We start from the raw sequence: 21,149 nt of genomic DNA on the forward strand, positions 1-21,149 counted from the left end.
GGCCGGCACACCCGCGTAGCCGCCGATCGCGGCGGGCTTGGGGAACGACTGGTTCGGGGTGCCCTTGAGCGCGCCGTCCATGGTCGCCTTCCAGATGTCCGATGGCAGCCCCGACCCGTACACCGGCGCGCCCGACGCGGTCACCAGCGGCTCGTCGCCTTTCACGGTGCCGACCCATACCGCCGTCGACAGCGACGGCGTGTAGCCGACCATCCAGGCGTCCTTGTCGGCCTTGGTGTCACCCAGCTGCGTGGTGCCCGTCTTGGCCGCCGACGTCCGACCGCCCGCCAGGTTGTGGCCGCGCGAGTAGGCCGCGATCGGTTCCATCGCGGCGGTCACGTTGTCGGCAACGGCACTGTCGATGCGCTTTTCGCCGCTGTTGTCGGAGTTGCCGGCGTCGAAGAGGACCTGGCCGTCGGCATTGACGACCTTCTGCACGAAATGCGGACGGTGGTAGACGCCGGAGTCGGCCAGCGTCGCGTAGGCCGACGCCATGTCGATCGGCCGGGTCTCGTACTGGCCGAGCACGATCCCGTTGTTGGGTGGTCCGCCCTTGCCGTCTTCGGACAGCGTGTGTTCGACGCCGGGGAAGCTCTTCGCGACGCCCGCCTGGTGGGCGGCGTCGGCGACGGCCTGCGGCCCGCCTTTGAGTTTGAGCATCAGCCGGTAGTAGGAGGTGTTCAGCGACTGCTTGAGTGCCTGGGCGATGTTGCAGGTCCCGCAGCTCTCGCCGTCGACGTTGGTGATCTTGATGCCGTCGACCGTCAGCGGGGAGCTGTCCACCTGGTAGCCCAGCCCGATGCCCTGCTCCAGCGCGGCGATCAGGCAGAACACCTTGAACGACGAGCCCGTCTGCAGACCGGCCTGCGCGAAGTCGAAACCGTTGGCGTCGGGACCGCCGTAGTAGGCGCGGATCGCGCCGTCGTGCGGGTCGATCGACACCACGGCGGCCCGCATGTCGGGGTTCTGCCCGTCGAGGTATTTGGCCACCGCCTTCTCCGCGGCCTGCTGGGCCTTCGGTTCGATGGTGGTGGTGACCTGCAGACCCTGGGTGTTCAGGGTCTGCTCGTCGATGTTGAACAGCTCCATCAGCTCTTTGGTCACCTGGCGCTCGATCAGCCCGTTGGGGCCGGTCGTCTGGTTCTCCGCGCGGGCTTGCTCGGGCGGCACGGTCTCGGGAAACACCTGCGCGGCACGATCATTCGACGACAGCGCCTTGGTCTCCACCATGCCGTCGAGCACCCAGTTCCAGCGGGCCCTCGCGCCCTTGGGGTCGATGGCGGGATCCAGCGTGGACGGCCGCCGGATCAGCGCGGCCAGCAGCGCCCCCTCGGAGACGGTGAGCTGCTCGACGGGCTTGTCGAAATACGCCTTGGCGGCCGCCGAGATCCCGTAGGCGCCCCGGCCGAAATAGATGATGTTCAGGTAGGCCTGCAGGACGTCGTCCTTGGACCACTCCCCCGACATCTTCGTGGCGATGACCAGTTCCTTGGCCTTGCGCATCAGGCCGCTGAGCCCGTGCTGGGCCGAACCGACCAGCGCGTTCTTGACGTACTGCTGGGTGATCGTCGATCCGCCCTGCAGGCCGCCGCTACCGAACAGGTCGTGATTGATCGCGCGCGCGAAGGCGGCGAAGTCGAACCCGGGGTTGGAGTAGAAGTTGCGGTCCTCGGCGGCGATCACCGCCTGGCGCACGTGCACCGGCACCTGGTTGATGTTGACGTCGACCCGATTGCCCTCCGGCGGAACGATTCTGGCGATCTCCGAGCCGTCGCTGGCCAAGATGGTCGAGACCTGGTTGGTCCGGATGTCACCCGGCCTGGGGATGTCGACGATGAAGTACGCCATGGCGAACGTCACGAGTGGCAACAGCACCAGCACCGCGGCGGCGAGGTAGGCCGCCCGCCGCACCCAGCGCCAATTGACCCGCTCCGCCCAACTCGAGCCGGGGCCCGGGCCGGGTGGGCGCTCACCGGGTCCGCCCGGGCCGCCCCGGCGGGGCGGTGGTGGGGGTCCCGACGCGGCGTGCCGCCCGGACAGCGGCCGGTCCGGCCGGCCGTCGAGGGCGGCCTTGACCTCCTCGATGGGATCCGGGTCCCGCTGCCGCAGCGCCGAGGGCGGGTTGTCCAAGGCGGCCTTGACCGCGTCGATGGGGTCCGGCCGCCGTGGGGACCAGTCGTCGGTGACGGGCGGCAGTATCGTCGTCACCCGGTCGTCGGGGGAGACCGGACGCCGCCGGCCGGGCCCCGGACGTTCGGAGCCCTCGGGGCGGTCTGCGCTCGCGTGCTTGCCGAAACGCCCAGCCTCCGACCCGTCCGCGTCGGTGGACGACTGTTCGTGGCGGCCTTCGTTATTCAATGGCGGTGCGGGCGCCGTTGCGTGCCCTGCGCGTCCCGCGGGTGCCCTTCGGTGGCCGCGTCGCGCCGAGCACGTACGACTTGACTAGGTGATTCCAGCTGCAGGTGCGGCATACCTCGACCACGTGGACCTTGAACTCGTCGAAGCGCGTCGCCAGCAAGACCAGCTCCTCGGCCGTGCGGGCCGACCCCGACACCGCGCCCAGATGCTCACCGAACACCCACGACACCAGCGTGAGCTGCTCCTTGCGGCAGATCGGGCACATCACCTGGCTCGGTTTCCCGTGAAACTTCGCGGCGCGCAACAAGTACGGGTTCGCGTCGCAAACCTCGGACACCCCCGTGCGGCCCGAATAGACCTCGGCCAGCAGGGAGCGCCGCCGAAGCGCGTAGTCCACCACCTGTCGCTGCAGTCGCACGCCCCCCAGAGTACGTCGCCATCCGCCCCACTGATACGCGGCAAGCTGTCGTCCGGCGCATTGGTCCGCCCTTGCCCGGGTCGGCCGCCGGCGGATTCGGTGCCGGACCGCGGCGGCGCTTCTATGCTCATCGACGCGGCGAAATGGCTGCGCGCAACGCTGGGCGGTTCGCCGACGGCGGCGGCTACCTCGCCTTCGCCGGGGACGGGACCGTCAAGCGGGTGAACTACCCGTCGTCGTGACGGCGGACCGGCCTCACCGAGCCCCGCCCCGGCGTGAACATCGGTCGAATGCCACCCCAATCCCAGGTGGTGCCGGGGCGAATGGTCGGTGTTGTGGCGAATATATCGACGCGATAGGATAACCCGAGCCGTCGCGCCGTCGTAATTGTGCATGCAAAGGAGGTGATTCGATGCTGGAGCTCGCCATCCTGGGTCTTCTGATCGAATCGCCGATGCACGGCTACGAATTGCGTAAGCGGCTGACCGGCCTTCTCGGTGCGTTCCGGGCGTTCTCGTACGGTTCGCTCTACCCGGCTTTACGGCGCATGCAAGCCGACGGGTTGATCGCCGAGGATGCCGCCCCGACCGGCACCCCGGTCCGGCGGGCTCGCCGGGTCTACCGACTGACCGACGAGGGTCGCCGACGCTTCGGTGAGCTGGTCGCCGACACCGGTCCGCACAACTACACCGACGACGGCTTCGGGGTACACCTGGCGTTCTTCAACCGCACTCCGGCGGAGGCCCGGATGCGGATCCTGGAAGGCCGCCGCCGTCAGGTGGAGGAACGTCGCGAGGGCCTGCGCGAAGCCGTGGCACGGGCCGGCAGCTCGTTCGACCGCTACACCCGGCAGCTCCACCAGCTCGGACTCGAGTCCAGCGAACGCGAGGTCAAGTGGCTCAACGAGCTCATCGCCGCCGAGCGGGCAGCGCCTGGCCTGTCCGAACAAACGTAATCCCCTGCACGAAACACACGACAGCCGAGAGACGCGAGGCTCAACAGTTATGAGGTTAGGAGAACGCTCTATGACCGAGCACAACCCGTCAGGGGCGCTGACGGAGGTACGAGTCGCCATCGTCGGCGTCGGAAACTGCGCGTCCTCGCTGGTCCAGGGCGTCGAGTACTACCAGAACGCCGATGAAACGTCGACGGTCCCGGGCCTCATGCACGTCCGGTTCGGCCCGTACCACGTGCGCGACGTGAAGTTCGTCGCCGCGTTCGACGTCGACGCCAAGAAGGTCGGCTTCGACCTGTCGGACGCGATCTTCGCCTCGGAGAACAACACGATCAAGATCGCCGACGTGGCCCCGACCAACGTGGTGGTGCAGCGCGGACCCACCCTCGACGGGATCGGCAAGTACTACGCCGACACCATCGAGCTCTCCGACGTCGAGCCCGTCGACGTCGTGCAGGTGCTGCGCGACGCCCAGGTCGACGTTCTGGTGTCCTACCTGCCGGTGGGCTCGGAGGAGGCCGACAAGTTCTACGCCCAGTGCTGCATCGACGCCGGCGTGGCGTTCGTGAACGCGCTGCCGGTGTTCATCGCCTCCGACCCGGTGTGGGCCAAGAAGTTCGCCGACGCGGGAGTTCCGATCGTCGGCGACGACATCAAGAGCCAGGTCGGTGCGACCATCACCCACCGGGTCATGGCCAAGCTGTTCGAGGACCGCGGCGTGCAACTGGACCGCACCATGCAGCTCAACGTGGGCGGCAACATGGACTTCCTCAACATGCTCGAGCGCGAGCGGCTGGAGTCCAAGAAGATCTCCAAGACCCAGGCCGTGACCTCCAACCTGCACCGCGAGTTCAACACCAAGGACGTCCACATCGGCCCGTCGGATCACGTCAGCTGGCTGGACGACCGCAAGTGGGCCTACGTGCGGCTGGAGGGCCGTGCCTTCGGCGACGTGCCGCTGAACCTCGAGTACAAGCTCGAGGTGTGGGACTCGCCGAACTCCGCGGGCGTCATCATCGACGCGGTGCGGGCGGCCAAGCTCGCCAAGGACCGCGGCATCGGCGGCCCGGTTGTCCCCGCCTCGGCCTACCTGATGAAGAGCCCGCCGCAGCAGCTGCCCGACGACGTGGCGCGCAGCCAGCTGGAAGAGTTCATCATCGGCGCCGACTAGCGCGTTCCTCGATGCCGGGCGCGGGCTCCGGGGACGACCCGGGGGCCGTTGGCCTTGCCCGGGGCCCGCGTCCGGCGCATCATCGACAGACTGCTGTGCAGTCGCTTAGCATCATGTCTCGATGAGCGTGCAACCGGCAGCGTTCCTGCGAACGACCCTGCCCCTCGACCTGTCCCGGCTCCCTGAACTCGACAGCGGCCGCTACCACTCGATCTGGCTCCCCGATCACATGGTCAGCTTCTGGCCCGATTCCCTGTGGACCCCGGAGTTCACCGACCTCGCCACCGCTTCCCCGTCGCCGCACCGCCACCTCGACGGGCTGGCGGTCGCCGCCGCGGCCGCCGTGCTGACCGACAACGTCCCGCTCGTCAGCGCCGTCGTCGACACGGTGCGCCGCCACCCGTGCCTGCTGGCGCAGACGGCGCTGACCATCGACCACCTCGCCGGGGGGCGTTTCATCCTCGGCCTGGGCAGCGGCGAGAGCGAGAACACGGTGCCCTACGGCTTCGACTTCTCCCGGCCGGTCGCCCGTTTCGAGGAGGCGCTGAGCGTCATCCGGCTGCTCTGGGCGAGCGACGGCCCCGTCGACTTCGGCGGGCAGTTCTACTCCCTGCACCACGCCCGGTTGGACACCGAACCCTACGCCGGGCGGTTCCCGCCGATCTGGATCGGCGCCAGCGGGCCGCGCATGCTCGACATCGCCGGCCGCCACGCGGACGGGTGGTGGCCGGCCGGCGCCTGGACACCGGAGCACTACGCCGAAATGCTCTCGGCGGTCAGGGCCTCCGCCGAACGCGCCGGCCGCGACCCGATGGCGATCACGCCCTGCTTCATCCAGGTGTGCCTGATCGGCGAGGACGACGACACGCTCGCCGAGATCCTGCGGGCGCCCCTGGTCCAGGCATTCCTGCTGCAGGTCTCCGCGGAGACGTTGCGCGGCTTCGGGTTCGAGCACCCCATGGGTGCGGGCTGGCGCGGCTTCCAGGACATCGACCCCGCGGCGCTGCCCCGCGAGCGAATCCTCGAGTTCCTGGGCAACGTGCAACCCGAGATGGTCCTGGCCGTCGTCCCGCACGGCACCCCCGAACAGGTCGCCGAGATCGTCAAGACGTACGTGGACGCGGGCCTGCAGGTGCCCAAGATCCTCGACTACGGCGCCATGGCCGGCCTGAATTACGCCGAGGCCTCGGCGGTCAACGTCCGCGCGACCGAGGACGAATTGCTGCGGCTGTGCGGGAGCCTGGCGTGACCGCGTCGTTGAACGCCGCGGCACTGCTGGACGCCGCGCAGGCCGAAACAAGGTTGCGCGACTACGGCGACCCGACGTTGCCGCAACGCTTCGCCGTCGCCGTCGACCGGCTCAACGCACTCGGCATGGACGCCGACGGTGTGCGCGAGGCGGGCCGGGTGTGCCATGGGCTGCTGACCTCGCGGCTGGAGTTCATCGAGGACCGCAACCGCCATCCCGTCGGCGACGAGGTGATCGAGTCGCCGATGTTCGTCACCGGCGAACCGCGTTCGGGCACCACACTCATGCACGCGCTGATGTCCGTCGACCCGCACGCGCGGGCGATGCGCTTCTGGGAGGTGATGTATCCGTCGCCGCCGCCGGGCCTGGCCGGTCCGGACGATCCCCGCCGCGGGCGGGCCGATGCCGACTGGCGCGAGATCAACGCCAAGATGCCCAAGTGGCTGCACAGCCATCCTTACAACGACATGCTCGGTGACGGCCTGCCGGAGGACGAACGCACCTGGGCGTTCGACTTCCGGGTCATGACGCCCACCGCGTGGTGGCGGGTGCCGATGCAGTCGCTGGTCGCCGGGCTGCCGACCGATGCGGCGGCGCAGTACCGGCTGCACAAGGGCATGCTGCAGCAGCTGCAATACCGGCGCCCACGGAAGTATTGGGTGCTCAAGGGTTTTCACGGGTCCCGGCTCCAGGAGCTGTTCGACACCTACCCCGACGCCCGGCTGGTGTGGCTGCACCGCGACCCTGTGCAGGTCGCCGCGTCGCGCACCATGATGATGGCCGACATCGCCGAAGGCATCGTCGGCCCGGTCGACCTGCACGCCGAAGCCAAAAAGCACCTCGAGATGACCCGCGCCGGCATCGCCAACACCATGAGCAACCCGCTGGTCGACGATCCGCGCATCCTGCACGTCCGCTACACCGACTTCATCGCCGACCCCGTCGCCACCGTGCGGCGCTACTACACGTTCTGCGGCCGGGATCTGACGGCCGGCGCCGAGACGGCGATGCGGGAGTATCTGGCCGGCAACCGCGGCGACCGCCACGGCAAATTCACCTACTCGACCCGGCTGCTGACCGACATCGGCGAAGACCTCGACGCCCTGCACGCCGAGTTCCGGCCCTTCCGCGAACGCTTCGGCGTCGCGATCGAGAACCGGGTCTGACCCCATGCCGGCCCACCAGCGCCTGTCGGTGCACAGCATCACCTTCTACGGCGCCGCCCTGTCCGAGCTTCAGACGCACTGGAAGACGCTCGGGCTGTCCCGGCTGAGTGTGCTGGACGATCAACTGCTCGACCCGGCATTCCCAGACCTGGTGCAGCGCAACGACTACACGGTCGAGGCGGTCTGCCACGTGTTCGGAGGCGGCAGCCTGGCGAGCGACCCGCAATCCGCGCGGGACGCGCTGTGCGCCGTGATCGATGCCGCCGCCGGTGTGGGCGCGCGCACCGTCTACCTGCTCACCGGGGGGCGCGGGGGGCTCACCTGGAGCCAAGCGGCCCAACGCTTTTCGGCCATGGTCGCGCCGTGCGTCGCGCGGGCACGGGCGGCCGGGGTGGCCCTGGCGATCGAGAACGCGTCCAGCCTGTACGCCGACATCCACCTCGCCCACACGTTGCGCGACACGCTCACCCTGGCCGAGATGTCCGGGCTGGACATCTGCATCGACGTGTTCCACTGCTGGGCCGAGGGCGATTTCGAGGCGATGGTGCGGCACGCGCTGCCGCGCGCCGCGCTCGTCCAGCTCAGCGACTACGTGCTCGGCGACCGGGCGCTGCCGGGCCGGGCCGTGCCCGGCGACGGCGCCATCCCCCTCGAGGCGTTCGTCGCCGGCGTTCTTGCCGGGGGCTACTCCCGCGGCTTCGACCTGGAACTCATCGGCCCCCGCATCGAGCGGGAGGGCCGGCTCGAATCCGCCTCGCGCGCTTGTGATGTCGTCGGCGAGATGCTCGACAGACTGGGGGCATGAGCATGGCGTACGGCGACGGCCCCGACGACGCGGCGCTGCGGGCGGCGTGGAGCGAATTCTGCGCGGCGCTGCAGCGCGCCGGCGACCGGGTCTTCAAGGACGCCAACCCCGCCTCGGGAGCCCAGCGCGCCGACGCGTTCCGCTTCCTCACCCAAAACCTGGGTCAGGCGTTCGATCTGGCGCTGGAAACCCGCGACACGCGCTACCCGGTGCTGCACACCTTCTGCGGCCCGACCCGCAAGCTCGGCGGCGACTGCGCCGACTTCACCTACCAGCAGGCCTGGATCGACGGGGAATCGACCTACCGGCTCACGGGGACGCGCGGCACGTCGAGGTTCTTCAACGTCACGGTCCACGGGCCGCGCACCCCCGGGCCTGGCGTGCTGCACGAGCCCTTCGGCGACACGCCGGAGGCCAACCTGCCCGGCCATCAGCTCCGCGTCGACGAGGACGGTACGTTCGAGCTCCACATCGGCGGCCCCGAACGCGGCCCGAACTGGCTGCCCACCACCCCGGGCTCGCGAAAGCTGTTCATCCGCCAGGGTTTTGACCGGTGGGACGAGATACCGGCCCGGATGCGCATCGAGCGTGTCGACATGGCCTCCCCCAAGCCGCTGCCCACACCTGCCGGCATGGCCGAGGCGATGGGCTGGGCCGGTGACTTCGTCACCGGCCTGATGTCCGACTGGCCCGAGTTCCCGTTCGCCTACGGTGGCGTCGACGCCGACCACCCCAACGCCTTCCCGCGCGTCGGGTCCACCGACGCCGACGGCAGGCGCGGCCGGGCCGCGGCCAACATGTACTGGGAGCTGGCCCCCGACGAGGCGCTGATCGTCGAGTTCGACGCCCACGACGGGCTGTGGATGTTCACCAACATGGGCGCGTTCTTCAACAGCATGGACTACCTCTACCGGTCGGTCAGCTACACGCCGAGCCGCACCAGGGTCGACCGCGACGGACGCATCCGCCTCGTCATGGCGCATTGCGATCCCGGCGTGCACAACTGGCTGGACACCCAGGGCTTCCAACGCGGCAACCTGACCTACCGGCACATGCTCGACGGGGAGCCCGTCGTGCTCGACACCCGGAGGGTCACGTTCGCCGGGTTGCCGGCCGCGCTTCCCGACGACACCGCCATGGTGAGCGCGGCGGAACGCACGGCCGCGATGTGGGAACGGTTCCACGGCATTCGGCGGCGCTATCCCCTCTAGCGGGAGTTTCCGCCCTGTGTAGTTGAGCGGCGTGTTTTTTGTTGTGGTGCTTGGTTTTTGGTTGCTTAGGTGTATTACCCATAGATGCCGTCGATTGTGGGGAAGCGCCGTGGCCAGCACACGTACTACTACCTGGTCGAATCGGCACGTGTCGACGGCAAGCCGCGGATCGTGTCGCAGGAATATTTGGGCACCGCCGAGGAGGTGCTGGCCAAGCTGGCGGGCGCGGGCAGCGGCGAACCGGTACGCAGCCAGCACAAGCGGTTCGGTGATCTGGCCGGGGTGTGGTCGGTGCTGCAGCGGCTCGGTGTGGTCGAGATGGTGGACTCGGTCGCCCCGCGACGGGGCGACTCCGCACTGTCGGTGGGCACCTACATCGCGTTGGCCACGGCCAACCGGGTCGTGGCGCCGTGCTCGAAGTTGGCGTTCGCCGACTGGTGGGCAACCACCGCCGGGTCACGGTGGGTCAAGACGCCACGCGGGGCGTTGGATCACCGCCGGTTCTGGGATGCGATGGATCACCTGGACACCGAAGCGCTGCGCCGCATCGAAACGGAGTTGGGGCGGCGGATGGTCACCGAGTTCGGCCTGGACCTGTCCGGGCTGGTGCTGGACATGACCAACTTCGCCACCTACATCGACTCGGCCAACGAGCGTGCCCCGATCGCCCAGCGCGGCAAGGCCAAACAAAAACGCATGGACCTGCGGCTGGTCGGGTTGGCGCTGGTCGTGACCCGCGACGGTGGCGTGCCGTGGTGTCGCACGCCTACCCCGGCGACCGCCCCGACGTCACCCAATTCCCCACGGTGGTCGCCGAACTGGTGGCCCGGTATCAACAGTTGAGCAGCTCGGTGGAGTCGTTGACGGTGGTCTACGACGCCGGGCAGAACTCGGCCGACAACCACACCGTCATCGAAGGCTCCGGGCTGGGGTTCGTCGGATCATTGCCACCGTCGGACCATCCCGATCTGCTCGCGATACCCCGGGCAACCTACGTCGGTGTCGATGACGACCGCTACCCCGGCCTGACCTGCGTCGACACCGAGGTGACCGCACTCGGGGTTACCCGCCGCGCGGTGCTCACCCACTCCCCGACGCTGCACGCCGCGCAGTCACGAGGCTTCGATCAAACCCTGGCAAAAGCACGGAAACGTTTGACCGAACTGCAATCCCGCCTCGCGCGGGGCAAGACTCGGCGGGGCCGCGACGCCGTCGAAGCCGACATCGCCGCCATGCTCAAGCCACGCTGGGTGAGCGAAATCCTCTCCGTCACCTTGACCGGCGAGGACCCCTCGACGTTGCGGTTGACGTGGCGCACCGACCACAACGCCCGAAACCGGTTGGAAAGCAGAATCTTCGGCAAACGTATCCTGTTCACCAACCGCAACACCTGGAGCGTCGGCGATGTGGTCGCAGCCTACCGCTCCCAATCCGAGGTCGAGGCCGGATTCCGCCAACAAAAAGGCCCCCACGTCGTCTCGTTCGCACCGATGCACCACTGGACCGACCAGAAAATCCGGGTCCACGTCTTCTACAGCGTCCTGGCCTTGGCCGTGGCCCACCTCATGCGCCGCCAAGCCGACCAAGCCGGCCTGCACATGTCGGTGCGCGAACTGCTCCACGAACTCGCCGGCATCGAAGAAACCGTGCTGCTCTACCACGACGGCGGCAAAGGATGCCCCCGCGCCCGCCGCATGCTCACCGACACCACCCCCACCCAAGACCACCTCGCCGACCTATTCACCATCCACCGCTACGCACCCACCCGCTAACCAGCACAAACACAGTCGTGGGTAATACACCCACCACCCTCAAAAATCGCCACTGACCAGCACCAACAGCACTGATCAACCATCAAGGGCGGAAACTCCCGCTAGATGAATAATTCCGAGGGTTCAGTGGTCGTAGGCGGTCAGTGATCGCAGCGTCGGTTGGCCGTGTTGGTCGTTGTGCCATATTGCTGCGGTGAGGGCGAGGATGCGTTGCAGGACGCGGGACGCGACGCCGGCGATGGTGCGCCCACCGTGGCGTTCGAGGTCGAGTTGTGCTTTGAGGGTGTTGTTGATCGACTCGATGACCTGCCGTAACGGTTTGAAAAAGCGTTGTCCGGCGCGGGGCTTCTCGCCTTGTCGAGCCGGGCGCAGCAGTTCAATACCGGCGTCAGCGAGGGTGGCTTCGAACTGGCTGCCGTAGTAGTTCTTGTCGGCCATCAACGTCTGAGCAGGATGGGTCGCGAGCAGGTTCGGGTCGGCGTCAAACATCCCGAGCAGAGTTTCGCGTTCGTCGGCCTTGGCGCCGGTCAGCGCGAACGCCACCGGCAGTCCCGACAAGGTGCACAGCAGATGCAAGCGCAGTCCCCAGAAATAGCGCGAGTGCGACGCGCAGTAGCCGTATTCGGCCCACCCGGCCAGATCGGACCGTTTCGCGGTCTCCCGCGAGCGACCGCACTGGACCGGGGTGGAGTCAACGACCCACACGTCGTCGGTAGAGCACGACGTGCGCGCAACCAGGTGCGCCATCACCGCGCGCAGCATCCCGGCCGCCGCGCGGACCCGTCTGGTGTAGCCCGATTGTGTTGGTAGATAAGGAAACAGCCCGCGCAGACGGCCGCGCGCGTAGCGCAGCCACCTGGCCTCGGAGGTGAATCCGAGCAGTGCTTGGGCCACCACCAGGGTGACCAGTTCGGCGTCGCCGAGACGAGGGGTGATCCCGACCTTCGGACGCCATGGCCGATGCTGCGGATTGTCGATCAGGAAATCATCGGTGGTGACGTACAGTGCGGTAACGAGGATGTCCAGGTCAGCGTCCACGAGGGCCTCCGGGCTCGAGTTGGTTATCCAACGCCGATCCTGGACACCCTCACCCCCCAATTCACAGCAGCCACACCAGTAACACCCCTTGGAATTACTTATCTAGACGGCGGGCCCCTCCAGACGGCGGGGCTAGTGTCAGAGACCGTGACCGAGATGTCCGAGGACGAACTGATCGCGCTGTCCGAGTTCTCCCTGCTGTCCGAGAACGCCGAGCAGGCCGGCGTGTCCGGGCCGCCGCCCGAGGTGGAGCGGGTCGACTCGGGCGCCGGCGACCACAGGGTCAGCGCGCTGCGCTGGGGCCCCACTCCCCCGCGGATCGTGTTCCTGCACGGCGGCGGGCAGAACGCGCACACCTGGGACACCGTGATCGTCGGGCTCGGCGAGCCGGCGCTGGCCGTCGACCTGCCCGGTCACGGCCATTCCGCGTGGCGCGAGGACGGCGACTACTCGCCCCGGAACAACGCGGAAAGCCTGCTGCCGATGCTGCGCGAGCACGCGCCGACGGCCGAGCTCGTGGTCGGCATGTCGCTGGGCGGGCTGACGGCGGTGCGGGTGGCGGCGCTGGCGCCCGACCTCGTCGACGAACTCGTGCTGATCGACGTCACTCCGTCGGCGCTGCAACGTCATTCCGAGATGACCAGGGAGCAGCAGGGCACGGTGGCCCTGATGCACGGGGAACGGGAGTTCCCCAGCTTCCGGGCCATGCTGGACCTGACCATCGCGGCCGCGCCGCACCGCGAGCCCAAGGCGCTGCGCCGCGGCGTGTTCCACAACTCGCGCCGGCTGGACAACGGCAACTGGACGTGGCGCTACGACGCCATCCGGGTGTTCCCCGACTTCGTCGGCCTGTGGGACGACGTCGATGCGCTGGCCGCGCCCGTGACGCTGATTCGCGGCGGATCGTCGGGCTTCGTCAGCGACGAGGACGCGGCCGAACTCGGCAGGCGCGCAAGGCATTTCCGCGGCGTCCACGTCGTCGACAACTCCGGGCACTCGGTGCAGAGCGACCAGCCGCGCGCGCTGATCGACCTGCTGCGCGCGGTGCGGGGCGCCCGCTGAGCTTACGGTGGGTGGTATGACTCCCCTCCTCCCCGTTCGTATCGGCGTGCAGTTGCAGCCCCAGCACGCCCCGCACTACGGCCAAATCCGTGACGCCGTCCGCCGCTGCGAGGACATCGGTGTCGACGTCGCGTTCAACTGGGACCACTTCTTCCCGCTGTTCGGCGATCCCGACGGGGCCCACTTCGAATGCTGGACGATGCTGGGGGCCTGGGCCGAGCAGACGTCGCGCATCCAGATCGGTGCGCTGGTGACGTGCAACTCGTACCGGAATCCGGAGCTGCTGGCCGACATGGCCCGCACCGTCGACCACATCAGCGACGGCCGCCTCATCCTGGGCATCGGTTCCGGCTGGAAACGAAAGGACTACGACGAGTACGGCTACGAGTTCGGCACGGCGGGCAGCCGCCTCGACGACCTGGCGGCCGCACTGCCGCGGATCAAAGACCGGCTGGCCAAGCTGAAACCGCGGCCGACCCGCGCCATCCCGATCCTGATCGGTGGCGGCGGCGAGCGTAAGACCTTGCGGCTGGTCGCCCAGCACGCCGAGATCTGGCACAGCTTCACCTCCGCCGACGACTTCGCGGCGAAGTCGGACGTGCTCGCCCGGCACTGCGCCGACGTCGGCCGCGACCCGTCGGAGATCGAACGCTCCGCCGCGGTGGACAGCGGCGACGGGCTCGTCGCCAACGCCGAAGCGCTGGTCGGGCACGGTGTCACGATGCTGACCGTGGGCTGCGACGGCCCGGACTACGATCTGAGCGCCGCCGCAGAGCTGTGCAAGTGGCGCGACAGCCGGGGATAGCCGACACGCCGGCACCCCCGTGTCTGCCCCGGCTTCATCGGCCCGACATCTGGAAGCACGCGCCAAGACATGAGAAACTTCACAGCGCTGGCCGGCTGGCCGACGGTGGTTGAAAGAGACGCGAGAACAGATGCCGAAGAAGTACGGGGTCAAGGAGAAAGACCAGGTTGTCGCGCACGTCCTGCATCTGCTGCTGACGGGGAAGCTGCGCAGCGGCGACCGCGTCGACCGCAACGAGATCGCCGTCGGCCTGGGCGTCAGTCGCGTTCCGATCCAGGAGGCGCTGGTCCAGCTCGAACACGACGGCATCGTGTCGACCCGCTATCACCGGGGCGCGTTCGTCGAGCGGTTCGACGAAGCCACCGTGCTCGAGCATTACGAACTCGAGGGCCTGCTCAACGGCATCGCCTCCGCGCGCGCGGCCGCCAACCCGACGCCGCGGATCCTGGGCCGGCTCGACGCGCTGCTGCGGTCGCTGCGGGCCGCGAAGGATCCGCGGACGTTCTTCGCCGCGGCCGCGGAATACCGGCGCACCGTGAACGACGAGTATGCGGGACCGCGGTTGCACGCCATGATCCGCGCCTCCCAGCAACTGATCCCCGGCGCGTTCAAGGTGAGCTACCAGGGCGGCCACGGCGACGTGTTGCCGTTCTATGAGGACGAGACCGCGGCGATACACCGGCGCGATCCCGAAGCCGCGCGGGCGGCGTGCGTCGGCCGCTCCTACGGCACGGCCCAGGCGATGCTGGCCGAGCTGTCCCGGCGCAGGGTCTTCACCGCACCCGACGACATCGGCCCCGTCACCGCCGAGCCCGTTCCGGCGCTCGCCGGCTCCGACGTGCTCCGCAGCGAACCGTCGATCGCGCTCTGAGCGGTCCGCGGCGGACCGAGCCACCAGCGGGTCGATACGGTGGCAGTGATGACTTCGTGGAGGCAGCCCGGGCGCTGGGCTTCAGCTATCCGGCCGCGATGCGGCTGGTGGTGGTGCCGCAGGGCGTCCGGCGCGTGTTGCCGGCCCTGGTCAACCAGTTCATCGCGCTGTTGAAGGCCTCGGCGCTGGTGTACTTCCTGGGCCTGGTCGCCGACCAGCGAGAGCTGTTTCAGGTGGGCCGTGACCTCAACGCGCAGACCGGCAACCTGTCGCCGCTCGCGGCCGCCGGGCTCTTCTACCTGAGTTTGACTGTGCCCCTGACCCATTTGGTGAACCACATCGACACCCGGCTGCGCCGCGGCCGCGCGCCGTCCGAACCGGCGGCCGACACCGGGATGGCGTTCGACCAGGAGATGACGTGATCGCCGCCGCGGCGGGCCGCCCGTCGGTGTCGTTGGCGGCCAGGGGCATTCACCAGACCCTCGGCGGGGTGGCGGTGCTGCGCGGCGTCGACGTCGACGTTCCCGCGGGCAGCACGACGGCTGTGGTCGGACCGTCCGGGTCGGGTAAGTCGACGCTGCTGCGCAGCCTGAACCGGTTGCACGAACCCGACGGCGGCGACATCCTGCTGGACGGCCGGGTTGGAGCACAAGGCCGGCGCGCGTCCCGGCACGCTGTCCGGCGGCCTCGGCGCTGGACCCGGACATGGTCAGGGGCGTCCTGGAACTCATCGCCGCCCTAGGCGCCGAAGGCATGACCATGATCGTCGTCACCCACGAGATGGGGTTTGCCCGCTCCGCCTCCGACACCGTCGTTTTCATGGATCACGGCGAAGTCGTGGAATCGGGTCCGCCCGCCCAGATCTTCGAAGCCGCGCACACGGAGCGCCTGCGGCGCTTCCTCGACCAAGTTCTTTGACGATCTAAAAATAGTCGCCGCGAGCTACCTCTTCGGCACCCCCCATCGGGTTACACTGGGCGGATTATGGCGGAAAGCGAGTCGACCGCGGCCGAGGTCACGGAGCTGGCTGAAGGTTTGCACCGCGCTCTGTCCAAGCTTTTCTCGATCCTGCGCCGCGGCGACCCCAACACCGACACGACCGGTGACCTCACGCTGGCGCAGCTGTCGATCCTGGTGACTTTGCTGGACCAGGGTCCCATCCGCATGACGGACCTGGCGGCGCACGAACGGGTGCGGACCCCCACCACCACGGTCGCGATCCGGCGGCTGGAGAAGATCGGGCTGGTCAAGCGTTCGCGTGACCCGTCGGACCTGCGGGCCGTGCTCGTCGACATCACCTCGCGCGGACGGGCGGTTCTCAGCGAGTCGCTGGCCAACCGGCGCGCCGCCCTGGCCGCGATGCTCACCCAGCTCCCCGGCTCGGACCTCAGCACCCTCATGCAGGCGCTGGCGCCGCTGGAACGGCTGGCCTCCGGCGAGCCGACGTCGGGACCCGCCGGAGCGTCGCCCGCACGCAAGCAGGCGTGAAACGGCCGTCGCTCAACGATTCTCAACCATCGCATAGGCTCGCGACATGCCCACTGCACTCATCACCGGCGCCGGCGGCGGAATCGGCTCGGCCATCGCCGCCGCGCTCGCACCGACGCACACCCTGCTGTTGGCCGGTCGTCCCTCCGACCGGCTCGACGCCGTCGCGGGCAGGCTCGACGCCACCACGTTCCCCCTGGACCTGACCGACCCCGACGGCATCGAATCCAGCTGCGAGGTGATCGACGCGCTCGACGTGCTGGTCCACAACGCCGGGGTATCCATTCCCGGCCGCGTCGCCGAATCCGGCATCGAGGAGTGGCGCGCCACTTTTGCGGTGAATGTCTTTGGCGCGGTGGCGCTTACCTTGACCCTGTTGCCGGCGTTGCGGCGCACCCGCGGGCAGGTGGTGTTCATCAACTCCGGTGCGGGGCGCCGGGTTTCGCCGGGTATGGCCTCCTACGCGGCCAGCAAGTTCGCGCTGCGGGCGTTCGCCGACTCGCTGCGGGAGGATGAGCCCGATCTTCGGGTGACCACGATCTTTCCGGGCCGCACCGCCACCGAGATGCAGCGCGAACTCGTCGCATTCGAGGGCGGCGAGTACGACCCCGCCAAGTTCCTGCGGCCCGAGACCGTCGCGGCAGCGGTCGCCGGCGCGGTCGCGACGGCGCCCGACGGCCACGTCCACGAGGTGGTGCTGCGGCCGCGCTGACGGTCCTCAGATCACCAGGTTGACCAGCCGGCCGGGGACCACGATCACCTTGCGGGGAGTGGCGCCGGCCAGGAACGCCTGCACCTTGTCGTCGGCCAGCGCGGCGGCCTCCAGGGAGCCGGCGTCGGCGTCGGCGGCCACCACGACCCGCCCGCGCACCTTGCCGTTGACCTGAACCGGATACTCGACGGTGTCCTCGACGAGATAGGCGGGGTCGGCCTGCGGGAACGGACCGTGCGCCAGCGAGGCCGCGTGGCCCAGCCGCAGCCACAGCTCCTCGGCCAGGTGCGGGGCCAGCGGCGCCAGCATCAGCACCAGCGGCTCGACCGCCGCACGCGGCACCGAATCGCGGTGCTCCTTGGTGAGGTGGTTGGTGTACTCGATGAGCTTGGCCGCGGCGGTGTTGTTGCGCAGTGCCGCATAGTCTTCCGACACCCCGGCGATGGTGCGGTGCAGCACCCGCAGGGTTGCGGGGTCCAGCTCGTGGGTGTCGGCGACCCGGCTCGCACCGGTGCCCTCGTCGACCACCAGCCGCCACACCCGCTGCAGGAAACGGTGCGCCCCGACGACGTCCTTGGTGGCCCAGGGCCGGGAGGCCTCCAGCGGGCCCATCGACATCTCGTAGACGCGCAGCGTGTCCGCGCCGTACCCGTCGCAGATCTCGTCGGGCGATATCGAGTTCTTCAGGCTCTTGCCGATCTTGCCGAACTCCTGAAAGACCTCGACCTCGCCCCCGGGCCCCGCATACACGAAGCGCCCGTCGCGTTCGACCACCTCGTCCGCCGGAACGTAGGAGCCGCGGGCGTCGGTGTAGGCGAACGCTTGGATGTAGCCCTGGTTGACCAGCCTGCGGTAGGGCTCCCGGGAGCTGACGTGACCCAGGTCGTAGAGGACCTTGTGCCAGAACCGCGCATACAGCAGGTGCAGCACGGCGTGTTCGGCCCCCCCGACGTAAAGGTCGACCCCGCCGGGGTCGTCCGGGCCGTGCTCGGCCGGCCGCGGACCCATCCAGTAGGCCTCGTTCTCCTTGGCGCAGAACCGCTCCGAGTTGTGCGGGTCGGTGTAGCGCAGCTCGTACCAGGAGCTGCCGGCCCACTGCGGCATCACGTTGGTGTCGCGACTGTAGGGCCGCAGCCCGTCACCCAGATCGAGCTCGACGTGCACCCACTGCGTCGCCTTGGCCAGCGGCGGTGACGGCTCGCTGTCGGCGTCGTCGGGGTCGAACAGGACCGGCGAGTAGTCCGGCACGTCGGGCAGCTCGACGGGCAGGGCGGACTCGTCGAGGGCGTGCGGACGTCCATCGCCGTCGTAGACGATGGGGAACGGCTCACCCCAGTACCGTTGGCGCGCGAAAAGCCAGTCCCGCAGCTTGAATTCGATGCGGGCCCGGCCGCGGCCGTCGGACTCCAGACGGGCCGTCATCGCCTGCTTGGCCGCCGCCACGTCCATGCCGTCGAGGAAGCCGGAGTTCACCAGCACCCCGTCGCCGGTGTACGCTGCTTCCGAAACATCGCCGCCCGCAATGACTTCCACGATCGGCAGGCCGAAGGCGCGGGCGAAGTCCCAGTCGCGCTGGTCGTGGCCGGGGACGGCCATGATCGCCCCGGTGCCGTAGCCGGCCAGCACGTAGTCGGCGATGAAGACCGGCACCGGTTCGCCGTTGGCCGGGTTGGTTGCGTAAGCGCCCAGGAAGACGCCGGTCTTTTCCTTGCTCTCCTGACGCTCGAGGTCCGACTTGGCCGCGATCGCGCTCCGGTAGGCGGCGACGGCCTGCGCCGGCGTGTCGGCACCGTAGGTCCAGGCGGAGTCCACCCCGTCCGGCCAGGCGGTGGCGGCCAGCCGGTCGACCAGGTCGTGCTCGGGCGCCAACACCAGGTACGTGGCACCGAACAGCGTGTCGGGCCGCGTGGTGAACACCTCGATGTCCACGGCCGCGCCGTCGGTGGTGCCCGCCGAGAACAGCGCCTGCGCACCGGTGGAACGGCCGATCCAGTTGCGCTGCATGGTCTTGACCTGATCGGGCCAGTCCAGTACGTCCAGGTCATCGAGCAGCCGGTCGGAGTAGGCGGTGATCCGCATCATCCACTGCCGCAACCGTTTCCGGAACACCGGGAAGTTTCCGCGGTCGCTGCGACCGTCGGCGGTCACCTCCTCGTTGGCCAGCACGGTGCCCAGGCCGGGACACCAGTTCACCATCGAGTCCGCGCGGTAGACCAGGCGGTGGCCGTCGATCACGTCGGCACGCTCCCCCGCCGACAGCGCGGCCCAGTCCCGTCCGTCGTCGAGGCGGCGCGCACCGGAGTCGAATTCGGCGATCAGCTCGGCGATCGGGCGGGCCTTGCCGGCGGCCGTGTCGAACCAGGCGTTGTAGATCTGCAGGAAGATCCACTGCGTCCACTTGTAGAACTCGACGTCGGTCGTGGAGAAGCTGCGCCGGCTGTCGTGGCCGAGGCCGAGCCGGCCCAACTGGCGCCGGAAGTTCACGATGTTGGCCTCGGTCCGGCTCCGCGGATGGGTGCCGGTCTGTACCGCGTACTGCTCGGCGGGCAGCCCGAAGGCGTCAAATCCCAGCGCGTGCAGCACATTATGGCCGGTCATCCGGAAATAGCGGGCGTACACGTCGGTGGCGATGTAGCCCAGCGGGTGGCCGACGTGCAGCCCCTCCCCCGACGGATACGGGAACATGTCCTGCACGAACAGCTTGTCCTCGGGCACCGGGGTCCCCTGCGGCGGCGCCAGCGAACCCACCGGGTTGGCGACGTTGAACGTGCCCAGCCGCGCCCAGTTGTCCTGCCAGGTGCTTTCGATACGGCTCGCCAGCGCCGCGGTGTAGCGGTGCGGCGGCGCGTCGGAGTCCGGCTGCGTGGCACTGCCGGGCGCGGCGGTCGGGGATTCGGTCACGCCAACAGGGTATAAGGACCGCCCCGGCGCCCCCGCCGGCCACGGGTTGGTCTCGTTTCCGTTGCGCGGCGATCAGAGCTTCATCCCAGCTCTATTTCGGTCCTGTTCACCGCATTTGACCACTGGATACAGTCAGCTCCTAACGACCGGCGCTCGTGCCAAGGCCTTGTGGGAAGGACCGAACGCAGATGATTCAGATCGCCCCCGCCCAGCGGGCATTTCTCGGGGGTATGGTTGCCGGCTTGATCGCCGTCGGGGTTGTCGCGGGCGCCAGGGCATCGGCGGATCCGCTGCTTCCGGCACCCCCCGCCCCCGTCGTTCCCGCACCGGCACCGGTGCAGCCCAACGTCGCCGCGGTGCCCGGTGGGACGGGCGGCGTCCGGGCCGTCGCCACCCCACCCGCGGCGAGCGCGTTGGTCCCGCCGAGCCCCGCGGCGGCCGGAGCCGCCGCGCCGGTCGCGCCGACGCCGCCGGCGGTGACACCCGCGACCACCGGGACGCTTCGCGAATACCTGCAGGGGAAGGGGGTCAAGCTGGAGGCCCAGAAGCCCCAGGGATTCCAGGCACTCGACATCACGCTGCCGCTGCCCACGCGCTGGACCCAGGTGCCCGACCCCAACGTGCCCGACGCATTCGCGGTGATCGCCGACCGCCAGGGCAACAGCATCTACACCTCGAACGCGCAGGTCGTCGTGTACAAGCTGGTCGGTAACTTCGATCCCCGGGAGGCGATCGCACACGGCTACGTCGACAGCCAGAGGCTGCCGGCCTGGCAGGCCACCAACGCCTCCCTGGCCGACTTCGACGGGTTCCCGTCGTCGGTGATCGAGGGCGTCTACCGCGACGGGGACATGATGCTCAACACGTCGCGCCGCCACGTCATCGCCACCACCGGGCGCGACAAATACCTGGTGTCACTGTCGGTGACCACCGACCGCGCTCAGGCGGTCGCGGACGCGCCGGCCACCGACGCCATCGTCAACGGATTCCGGGTGGCCGTGCCGGGCGCACCGGTCCACGCACCCGCTCCGGCACCCGCTCCGGCGCCCGCGGCGCCCGTCGGCCCACCCGCCGCCACCCCGGGCACCAGTGTCTTTTAAACAACTACCACCCCACGATACAAGCAGAAATGGGGGAATGCAGGGTGGGGGTTTAAAAAAAAAAATT

General features: G+C 69.0%; 16 protein-coding genes and 3 pseudogenes. 15 read left to right on the top strand and 4 right to left on the bottom strand.

What is annotated here, in order from left to right; all coding sequences use genetic code 11:
- Nucleotides 1-2,358 (bottom strand): transglycosylase domain-containing protein (locus tag FPZ47_RS19685; protein ID WP_145039552.1); only part of this gene is annotated, 2,358 nt, incomplete at its 3' end.
- Nucleotides 2,351-2,776, bottom strand: a complete 426-nt coding sequence (locus tag FPZ47_RS19690; protein WP_144954249.1) for a DUF5318 family protein — start codon at nt 2,774-2,776, stop codon at nt 2,351-2,353. The genes FPZ47_RS19685 and FPZ47_RS19690, both read right to left, overlap by 8 nt.
- 412 nt (nt 2,777-3,188) lie before the next feature.
- Here FPZ47_RS19690 and FPZ47_RS19695 point away from each other — a divergent pair, with 412 nt between their 5' ends.
- The 7 genes and pseudogenes from FPZ47_RS19695 (at nt 3,189) to FPZ47_RS30710 (ending at nt 11,105) form a co-directional block, all read left to right on the top strand.
- Nucleotides 3,189-3,731, top strand: coding sequence for a PadR family transcriptional regulator (locus FPZ47_RS19695; RefSeq protein WP_144954246.1), 543 nt, complete (start codon nt 3,189-3,191; stop codon nt 3,729-3,731).
- 70 nt (nt 3,732-3,801) lie between these two features.
- A complete protein-coding gene (locus FPZ47_RS19700; protein ID WP_144954243.1) occupies nt 3,802-4,902 on the top strand; it encodes an inositol-3-phosphate synthase in 1,101 nt (366 codons plus the stop codon).
- A 121-nt stretch (nt 4,903-5,023) separates the two neighbouring features.
- A complete protein-coding gene (locus FPZ47_RS19705) occupies nt 5,024-6,151 on the top strand; it encodes an LLM class flavin-dependent oxidoreductase (RefSeq protein WP_144954240.1) in 1,128 nt (375 codons plus the stop codon).
- Nucleotides 6,148-7,317, top strand: coding sequence for a sulfotransferase family protein (locus tag FPZ47_RS19710; protein WP_144954237.1), 1,170 nt, complete (start codon nt 6,148-6,150; stop codon nt 7,315-7,317). Before FPZ47_RS19705 ends, FPZ47_RS19710 begins: the two co-directional genes overlap by 4 nt.
- A 4-nt stretch (nt 7,318-7,321) precedes the next feature.
- On the top strand, nt 7,322-8,122 hold the full coding sequence (locus tag FPZ47_RS19715) for a sugar phosphate isomerase/epimerase family protein (RefSeq protein WP_144954234.1): 801 nt from the start codon (nt 7,322-7,324) through the stop codon (nt 8,120-8,122).
- Nucleotides 8,119-9,333 carry a DUF1214 domain-containing protein gene (locus FPZ47_RS19720; RefSeq protein WP_246133494.1) on the top strand — a complete coding sequence of 405 codons (1,215 nt, stop codon included), beginning with the start codon at nt 8,119-8,121 and terminating at the stop codon, nt 9,331-9,333. Before FPZ47_RS19715 ends, FPZ47_RS19720 begins: the two co-directional genes overlap by 4 nt.
- Before the next feature lie 84 nt (nt 9,334-9,417).
- Nucleotides 9,418-11,105, top strand: a pseudogene (locus FPZ47_RS30710) (IS1634 family transposase).
- 123 nt (nt 11,106-11,228) lie between these two features.
- On the opposite strand, the gene FPZ47_RS19730 reads toward FPZ47_RS30710, so the two are convergent.
- Nucleotides 11,229-12,143: an IS982 family transposase gene (locus FPZ47_RS19730; RefSeq protein ID WP_144954231.1), complete on the bottom strand. Its 915-nt coding sequence runs from the start codon at nt 12,141-12,143 to the stop codon at nt 11,229-11,231.
- Between the two features lie 156 nt (nt 12,144-12,299).
- Between FPZ47_RS19730 and FPZ47_RS19735 the strand changes: the two genes are divergently transcribed.
- The 7 genes and pseudogenes from FPZ47_RS19735 to FPZ47_RS19765 all read left to right on the top strand — a co-directional run bounded on the left by FPZ47_RS19735 (nt 12,300) and on the right by FPZ47_RS19765 (nt 17,081).
- Nucleotides 12,300-13,205, top strand: coding sequence for an alpha/beta fold hydrolase (locus tag FPZ47_RS19735; protein ID WP_144954255.1), 906 nt, complete (start codon nt 12,300-12,302; stop codon nt 13,203-13,205).
- A gap of 16 nt (nt 13,206-13,221) precedes the next feature.
- Entirely contained in the window at nt 13,222-14,010 is a 789-nt protein-coding gene (locus tag FPZ47_RS19740) for an LLM class F420-dependent oxidoreductase (protein ID WP_144954228.1), read from the top strand.
- 130 nt (nt 14,011-14,140) lie between these two features.
- Nucleotides 14,141-14,881 carry a GntR family transcriptional regulator gene (locus FPZ47_RS19745; protein ID WP_144954226.1) on the top strand — a complete coding sequence of 247 codons (741 nt, stop codon included), beginning with the start codon at nt 14,141-14,143 and terminating at the stop codon, nt 14,879-14,881.
- A 56-nt stretch (nt 14,882-14,937) separates the two neighbouring features.
- Nucleotides 14,938-15,303: pseudogene (locus FPZ47_RS19750) on the top strand (ABC transporter permease subunit); the annotation flags it as partial.
- Nucleotides 15,303-15,799 (top strand): annotated as a pseudogene (locus FPZ47_RS19755) (ATP-binding cassette domain-containing protein). The pseudogenes FPZ47_RS19750 and FPZ47_RS19755, both read left to right, overlap by 1 nt.
- A gap of 66 nt (nt 15,800-15,865) precedes the next feature.
- Entirely contained in the window at nt 15,866-16,369 is a 504-nt protein-coding gene (locus tag FPZ47_RS19760) for a MarR family winged helix-turn-helix transcriptional regulator (protein ID WP_144954224.1), read from the top strand.
- Between the two features lie 46 nt (nt 16,370-16,415).
- Complete coding sequence (locus FPZ47_RS19765; RefSeq protein WP_144954221.1) at nt 16,416-17,081, top strand: SDR family oxidoreductase; 666 nt, start codon at nt 16,416-16,418, stop codon at nt 17,079-17,081.
- 6 nt (nt 17,082-17,087) lie between these two features.
- Here FPZ47_RS19765 and leuS read toward each other — a convergent pair whose 3' ends face one another.
- Complete coding sequence (gene leuS, locus FPZ47_RS19770; protein ID WP_144954218.1) at nt 17,088-19,982, bottom strand: leucine--tRNA ligase; 2,895 nt, start codon at nt 19,980-19,982, stop codon at nt 17,088-17,090.
- Between the two features lie 188 nt (nt 19,983-20,170).
- Here leuS and FPZ47_RS19775 point away from each other — a divergent pair, with 188 nt between their 5' ends.
- Nucleotides 20,171-21,082 (top strand): LpqN/LpqT family lipoprotein, encoded by a 912-nt coding sequence (locus FPZ47_RS19775; protein WP_145039555.1) that lies wholly within the window; start codon nt 20,171-20,173, stop codon nt 21,080-21,082.
- Nucleotides 21,083-21,149: the final 67 nt, after the last annotated feature.

The sequence above is a fragment of the Mycobacterium helveticum genome (genome assembly GCF_007714205.1).
GTDB classification, from domain to species: Bacteria; Actinomycetota; Actinomycetes; order Mycobacteriales; family Mycobacteriaceae; genus Mycobacterium; species Mycobacterium helveticum.